The organism is Neorhizobium sp. T25_27, assembly GCF_002968565.1.
In the GTDB taxonomy this organism is placed as follows: Bacteria; Pseudomonadota; Alphaproteobacteria; order Rhizobiales; family Rhizobiaceae; genus Neorhizobium; species Neorhizobium tomejilense.
In genome coordinates this window covers 264,190-270,868 of record NZ_PVBJ01000006.1, presented here as the reverse complement: position 1 = coordinate 270,868, position 6,679 = coordinate 264,190, and the positions used below count along the sequence as shown (strand labels likewise).

Here is a 6,679-nt window from a genome sequence, read left to right as displayed (position 1 = left end):
GTCGCTGAATTAGAAATGATAATACTTCCCAACGAAATCGCCGCAGTATATGAATGCCGAGATGGGATTTTAATCGGCGAGGGGCTTCCGATTGTTTAAGAGCACAAGAATTTTAGCGAGGCTGTTGGCGACCGTAGCCTTGGGGGTTGTGTTTAGCGCACCTGCCAACGCGATGACGCTCGATGAGGCAGTAGCAAAGACTCTCAAAACCAACCCGCAAATCATGCAGGCGGTAGAAAACCGTGAAGCTGTCGAGTTCGAGTTGCGGCAGGCGCGGGGTCTTTATCTTCCTTCGATAGATTTGCAGGCAGGTGTAAGCCGACGTAGACTGTCAAACAGCAGTACCGGCACGCTGACGCGCGACTACGAAAACTTCAAAGGCTCGGATACGAGCCTGACGATTACTCAAACGTTGTTTGACGGCGGCAGCCGCCGCTCCCAGGTGGAGCAGCAGGCATCGCGCGTTGATGGCGCTTCGTTCCGCGTTGTTGAGCGGTCCGAGTCGCTGGCTCTTCAGGTCACTCAAGATTATCTTGAGTATATCCTGCAGTCCAAGATCGTCGGCATCGCCCAGCAGAACGTCGCTGCCCACAACCAGATTCTCGGCGATATCGGCGCCAGCATCCAGGGCGGTGCCTTGACAGACGCCGATCGTCTGCAGGGCCGTGAGCGCCTCGAGGCGGCACGAGCCCGGCTGCGCGAAGCCCAGGAAGAGCTGGAACTGACGAAGATCCGTTTCCTGAAAACGGTCGGAGAGCCGATCGGTCCGGTCAAGGTGCCGGTGTCGCTCGCGAAGTTCATCCCGAAGACGCTCAACGACACAATCTTCATCGCCAAGAAGAACAGCCCGCAGATTCACGCGGCCGATGCCGATGTCGATGCGGCTGATGCCGGTGTGCGTGGTTCGCGCGCCAATTATCTTCCGAAGGTCGATCTTCAGGGTAGCGCACGTGTCGGCAACGACATCGATGGCAACCAGGGCAATACCAACGACGTCCAGGTCGGCGTCACCGCCCGCTGGAACCTCTATCGCGGCGGTATCGACCAGGCGCGCGAGCAGGAGCAGATCCGTCGCGCCAGCGAACAGCGTTACGGTCTGGCGCAGGCCCATCGCGAAGTTGAGGAATCCATCCGCTCCGCATGGAACGAGCGCAGCGGTCGCGGCGAACTGTCGACGATCCTGGCGCGCCAGTCCTCGACGAACGGCAGCCTCGTTTCCTCGTATCGCGAGCAGTTCAAGGTCAATCAGCGTTCGCTTCTCGACGTGCTGGATGCCCAGAACACCCGTTTCAACACCAGCATTCTTGCGGAAACCGCACGATTTGCTTCGCTTTTCGCCGAATACAAGATCCTGGCCGCATCGGGCAGCCTGCTTCAGTCTATGAAGCTCAAGCCCGTCGGTCAGGCTGAGGCGTATGCCCGGAATGAGTTTGCTGTCCCGGGTGGCGTCACGAATCCTGGCTATGTCGAAGTTGACTCCCGTCAAAAGGCTGGCATGCCCATGGATCTCCTGGCGCCGATCCGACAGTAACGGATTGGCAAGGACCAAATGCTCAACGTAAAGCTCGACCACGCAGACACGACGCCGTTTCGGACATTTAAAACTGCATTCAGGTCTGTTGCGAGCTTTTACGGGCGCCCGACGTCAGACATCGTCCTGTTTTCCGGATTGCCGGATGAGATTTCCGAATCTCTTGAACTGGACGATGTCGAGCATCTGGCGCAGCGCATCGGGCTGGAAGTCATCCGCCACGGCGAACGCGAATGTCGCGAGGGCAATTTCGATTGCCCCGCCATCATCGTCTTCGAGAACGGCGGCGTCCTGCCGCTGCTGGAGACCGATGCCGATGGAAACTACGTTACGGATCTGGTTCCGGCCTCGGGAAATCCCGTCAAGTTGACGCATCAGGAGCTGGTGGCGCTAAAGCCGAGCTTCGGTTTTGCCTTCACGCTCTATTATCAGAACGCGTCCGACACTGCATCGGTCGGCATGGCCGGAGAAATCGAACGCCGGCACTGGTTGTTGCGGGCGCTGGTTCCCTATTGGCGCACCTATATGCGCGTCATCATGGCCGCGCTGTTCATCAACCTGATTGCGCTCGGCTCGCCGCTGTTTACGATGAACGTCTATGACCGCGTGCTTCCCAACAAGGCGTTTCCGACGCTCTGGGTGCTCGCCATCGGCATCACGCTTGCCTACACGTTCGATTTCCTCTTGAAGACCGCCCGCGCAGCACTCATCGATCATGCCGGACGAAACGCGGATCTGCGTCTTTCCCAGATGATCTTCGACAAGGTGCTGAACTCGACGCTCGCGTCGCGTCCGCTGTCGACGGGCGAATATGCCAACCGCGTCACGCAGTACGAATTCGTCCGTGAGTTCTTCACGTCCAACACGGTCGGCCTGCTGATCGACACGGCGTTCGTGTTCATCTTCCTGATCGTGATCTACATGCTTTCAGGCTGGCTTGTGGTGATCCCGGCCGTGGCTCTGGTGCTGTCCGTGCTGATCGGCCTGCATGCCCAGGCCAAGATCGGCCACCGCATGGCGGCCGCCACCAACGAAGCATCGCGCCGTCAGGCGCTGCTCGTCGAGACGATTTCGACCATCGAGACGGTGAAGAGCCTTCGCGCCGAAGCGGGCATGCTGCGTCGCTGGCAGGAGCTGATGAAGCTCTCGAGCCGCACCAGCGAGGAAATCAAGCATGTCTCTTCGAATGCCGTAAACCTCACCAATCTTGTCCAGCAGATGGTCAGCGTTCTGATCGTGATTGCCGGCACCTACGAGTTTTCCGAAGGTCATCTGGCAATGGGCGCGATCATCGCGACCGTCATGCTGGCAGGCCGCGCGGGGGCGCCGCTTGGCCAGATCGCGATGGCGCTTGCCCGTTTCCGGCAGGCGATGACGTCGCTCAAGATCCTCGACAAGATCATGGAACAGCCGGAGGACCGTCCGTCCACGGTGGGTTTCGTAAACCGCGAGATCAAGCGGGGCGGCTTCAGCTTCCAGAACGTCTCCTTTCAGTATCCGGGATCTGACTACAAGGTCATCAATCAGCTTTCGCTGACGGTCGCTCCTGGCGAGCGGGTCGGGATCATCGGCCGCATCGGCTCGGGCAAGACGACGCTCGGCCGCCTGCTCGACGGCCTCTTCCTGCCGTCCGACGGTCGCCTGCTGATCGACGGCGTCGATATCCGCCAGTATCACATGTCGGAAGTCCGCTCGGCGGTCGCGGTTGCCGGACAATCTTCCGATCTGTTCTCGGGGACGGTGAAGGAAAACCTGCTGATCGGCCGCGCCGATGCGACGGACGAGGAATTGCTGCATGTGTCGCGCATGACCGGCGTCGACGAGTTCGTTTCTAACCACCCGCGCGGTTTTGACATGCCGGTCGGCGAACGCGGCAGCAACCTCTCCAGCGGCCAGAAACAGGCTCTGGCGATTGCCCGCCTGCTTCTGACCAAGCCCAAGATCGTTTTCCTGGACGAGCCGTCGGGCGCCATGGATCTTGCAAGCGAGCGCCATCTCCTCGCCAAGCTCTCGACCGCATTCAGCCGCGAAACAACGCTGCTGATCGCCACGCACCGCTTCAGCATGCTGGAACTGTGCGACCGGCTGGTGGTGATCGACAAGGGCCGCATCGTCGCCGACGGGCCGAAGGCGGCCGTGCTCGAGGCGATGCAGCGCAAGGGAGCAAAGCCGTGAGCAGAGGCGTTCACGACAATCCCCCGTTCTTCGCCCGCATGCTGGTCGGCCTGGTGGCGGCCTGCATGGCGACGTTCCTCGCCTGGGCAGCGCTTGCGGAGATCGACGAGATCGCCCGCGGCGAAGGCAAGGTCATTCCCGTTTCCAAGACGCAGATCATCCAGTCGTCCGAAGCCGGCGTGGTCCAGGACATAGCTGTTCAGGTCGGCCAGGTTGTCCGCAAGGGGGATTTGATCGTTCAGCTGAACAATACGACAACTGAGTCTACGCTCGGTGAATCCGTTGCCAAGGCGAGGGCGCTCGGCGCCAAGATCGCGCGCCTGCAGATGGAAGAAAAAGGCGAATACGACCAGCCCTTCGTATGTCCGGCCGACGTCCTGGCGGTCGCCAAGAACGTCTGCGACAACGAAAATCGGCTGTTCCAGGCCAACAAGGCCAGTTACAAGAACAAGTTCGATGTGCTTCAGGAGCGCATGAAGCAGCGGCAGAACGAACTCAGCGAAGCCAATGCCAACATCGACCGGCTTGAACAGAATATCGCCGCCTCGACGCGGCAGCGCGACCTTTACGGACCGCTGGCCAAAAAGGGATTGGTGGCGCAGACACAGCTTCTGACGATCGAAAGCCAGCTTACGGACCAGCAAGGTCAGCTCAAGGTCTATCAGGAAAGTCTGATACGCCTTCGTGGTGCCATCGAAGAAGCAAAGCTCCAGGTTGGGGAAATTTCGCTGGCTATCCGCCAGCAGGCCCTGACCGACAAGGCGCAGGCGCTTGCGGAGCTCTCCGTCATCGATGAAACGATCCGCGGTGCTTCGGACCGCGTCAAGCGCACCGATATTCGCTCGCCGGTCGATGGCATCGTCAATACCCTGGAAGTCAATACGATCGGCGCCTATGTGGATCCGGGCCGTGTGGTTGCCGGCATCGTTCCGACGGCCGACACGCTGCTGATCGAAGCCCGCATATCACCGCGCGATGTCGCCTTCGTCCGCCGCGGGCAGCCGGCCATCGTCAAGATCACAGCCTATGATTTCGCGATCTTCGGCGGGCTCGACGGCGAAGTGACCAATGTTTCAGCCGACAGTATCGTTGAGAAAGAAAAGGGCGAGACCTACTACCTCGTCCAGGTCAAGACCAACAAGTCCGATCTGGAGCGCAACGGCAAGCTCTATCCGATCATTCCTGGCATGATTGCGTCCGCCGAAATCATGACGGGTCGCAAGACAGTCCTCAGCTATCTCATGAAGCCTATCAATCGGGCGCGTTCCGATGCGCTTACCGAACGGTAGAGCCCTCCAATGAAATCAGGTGCGCTTTCAATGTCCGGCATCGAACCTGCGGGCGATCCGCTGCCGATCATCGACAAGGAAGAAGTCGAGCCGCGTTTTCGCGCGGTCGTGGCGCGCAATGGCGAGCGCCGCGGTATCAGGCTCGAGAAGATCTATTGGGAAGGCCTCAGCCGCATGTCGGCGGCAGGCAAGATAACCACCGGCGATCTGGTTCAGTACACCGCGGCCCAGATGCCGGAGGGGGGCAATCTTACCTCGCTGCTGCGTGTCCTCAGCCTCAAATGGGCGCTTGGGCGGCTGGCGACGGTCGAGGAAGTCTCGTCGCTCGAAAATCTCAGTGCGCTGGTCCAGGCGTCGCCGTCCCCGACGGTCGTGCTGACCCGTGAAAAGCGGCTGCAGTTCTTCAACGAACCGTTTCTTGTCATGCTTCGGCAGCGGTTGGTGGGGGAGGATACGTCGCAGCTGATGAAGACCCTGAAGTTCTCGATCGACACGCAGATCGAGGACGCGATGGATACGCTGCAGATGAACCGCGGGAAAACCTTGAATACCGGCTTCACGATTTCCTGCGCCAGGCAGGTCATCAAGGGTCAGATCAATCTGGCCCTTGCCCCGGCACACGAAAAGCCGATGCTGATCGGCTATATTTCCCGTTATTGACGTCGAGGGCCGGAGCGCATCGCATCCCGGCCCAGAAAGCCTAGAAGTTTACACCTTCGCCTGGCGCAATTTTTTCCAGCGGCGTTGCCATCGCGACGTTCTGGTCCTTGCGGCGGGAGCCGTGCAGGAAGCCCTTGCCGCCCTTGATCGAATAGAGCGGCATGTAGTCGGGAAGCTGCGTATCCAGGAGAACCTGGTTGCGCATGTTGTCGAGGATGAAGAACTTGCCGCCGGCTTCGACCGAAAGAACGGCGTGGTAGAAGTGCCGCTTCTGGTCGAACAGGACGACGATCGACATCTGGTCGGGGTCGATGCCTTCCGCGCGAAGTGCCGCCATCTTGAGAATCGCGAAATCTTCGCAGTCGCCCTGCTGCTGGCTCAACGTTTCCCGGGGCGTGCTCCAACGGTCGGTAACCTTGTAGGCGTCCTGGTCGGTGCGGTAGCGGATGGACTGGTTCACCGCGGCATTGACGGCGTTGAGTTTGTCGCGGATCGACGATTGCGACGTGTTCAGGCCGACGAGCTGGATGGCGGCGAAGGCCGGGCTGCAGCCCTTGCCGTTGCATTTCACCGCGGTGCCGTTTTCCATTTCTTCGAGGGCGGGCGCGAGCTTCTTTAAGGCGGCAAGGCGCTTGAAGGGGATGGCGACCGTATCGAACACGGCGCCGCTGGGCGCTGTCGGCTCCACGCGCTTGGATGGAGACAGGTCGGCCGGCTTGATCGCGACCTCGATTACGTTCGCAGGTCTTGCCGCGGGCAGGGCGATCGTCGAGCCGAGCTGGCTGAATGTCTGAAATGCTGCGGCAACCTGTACGTTCCGGAACGCAAGCGAAGCCATGATGGAGAGCGGCGTCGGAAGATATTCGAGGACGTGAGTTCCGATAACCGCTATGCCGGCTCCAGTATTGGTCGGAAACTGTTGGTTTGCGATCGGAGCAGAGATTGCCGTGGAAGCAATGAATGGTAACGTGAGAGCCGTAGCGATTGCGATTTTCAGAGTATTCTTCTTGTTCGCCATTTTTTA

Annotated in this window: 5 protein-coding genes; 4 read left to right on the top strand and 1 reads right to left on the bottom strand. The window is 59.8% G+C overall.

The genetic code is table 11. From position 1 onward, the window contains the following. Positions 1-172: 172 nt before the first annotated feature. Genes C5J24_RS18890 through C5J24_RS18875 form a run of 4 tightly spaced genes read left to right on the top strand, consistent with a single transcriptional unit; the run spans position 173 to position 5,655 of the window. Positions 173-1,531 (top strand): TolC family outer membrane protein, encoded by a 1,359-nt coding sequence (locus C5J24_RS18890; protein ID WP_105419990.1) that lies wholly within the window; start codon positions 173-175, stop codon positions 1,529-1,531. A gap of 18 nt (positions 1,532-1,549) precedes the next feature. Beyond that, complete coding sequence (locus C5J24_RS18885) at positions 1,550-3,706, top strand: type I secretion system permease/ATPase (protein WP_105419989.1); 2,157 nt, start codon at positions 1,550-1,552, stop codon at positions 3,704-3,706. Positions 3,707-3,744: 38 nt separating this feature from the next. Next, entirely contained in the window at positions 3,745-4,995 is a 1,251-nt protein-coding gene (locus tag C5J24_RS18880; RefSeq protein WP_105420148.1) for an HlyD family type I secretion periplasmic adaptor subunit, read from the top strand. Between the two features lie 30 nt (positions 4,996-5,025). Continuing rightward, positions 5,026-5,655, top strand: a complete 630-nt coding sequence (locus C5J24_RS18875; RefSeq protein WP_245446700.1) for a ribbon-helix-helix domain-containing protein — start codon at positions 5,026-5,028, stop codon at positions 5,653-5,655. A gap of 40 nt (positions 5,656-5,695) precedes the next feature. Here the strand turns inward: C5J24_RS18875 and C5J24_RS18870 are convergent, their stop codons facing one another. Further along, on the bottom strand, positions 5,696-6,673 hold the full coding sequence (locus C5J24_RS18870) for a transglutaminase-like cysteine peptidase (protein WP_245446698.1): 978 nt from the start codon (positions 6,671-6,673) through the stop codon (positions 5,696-5,698). Positions 6,674-6,679 lie beyond the last annotated feature (6 nt).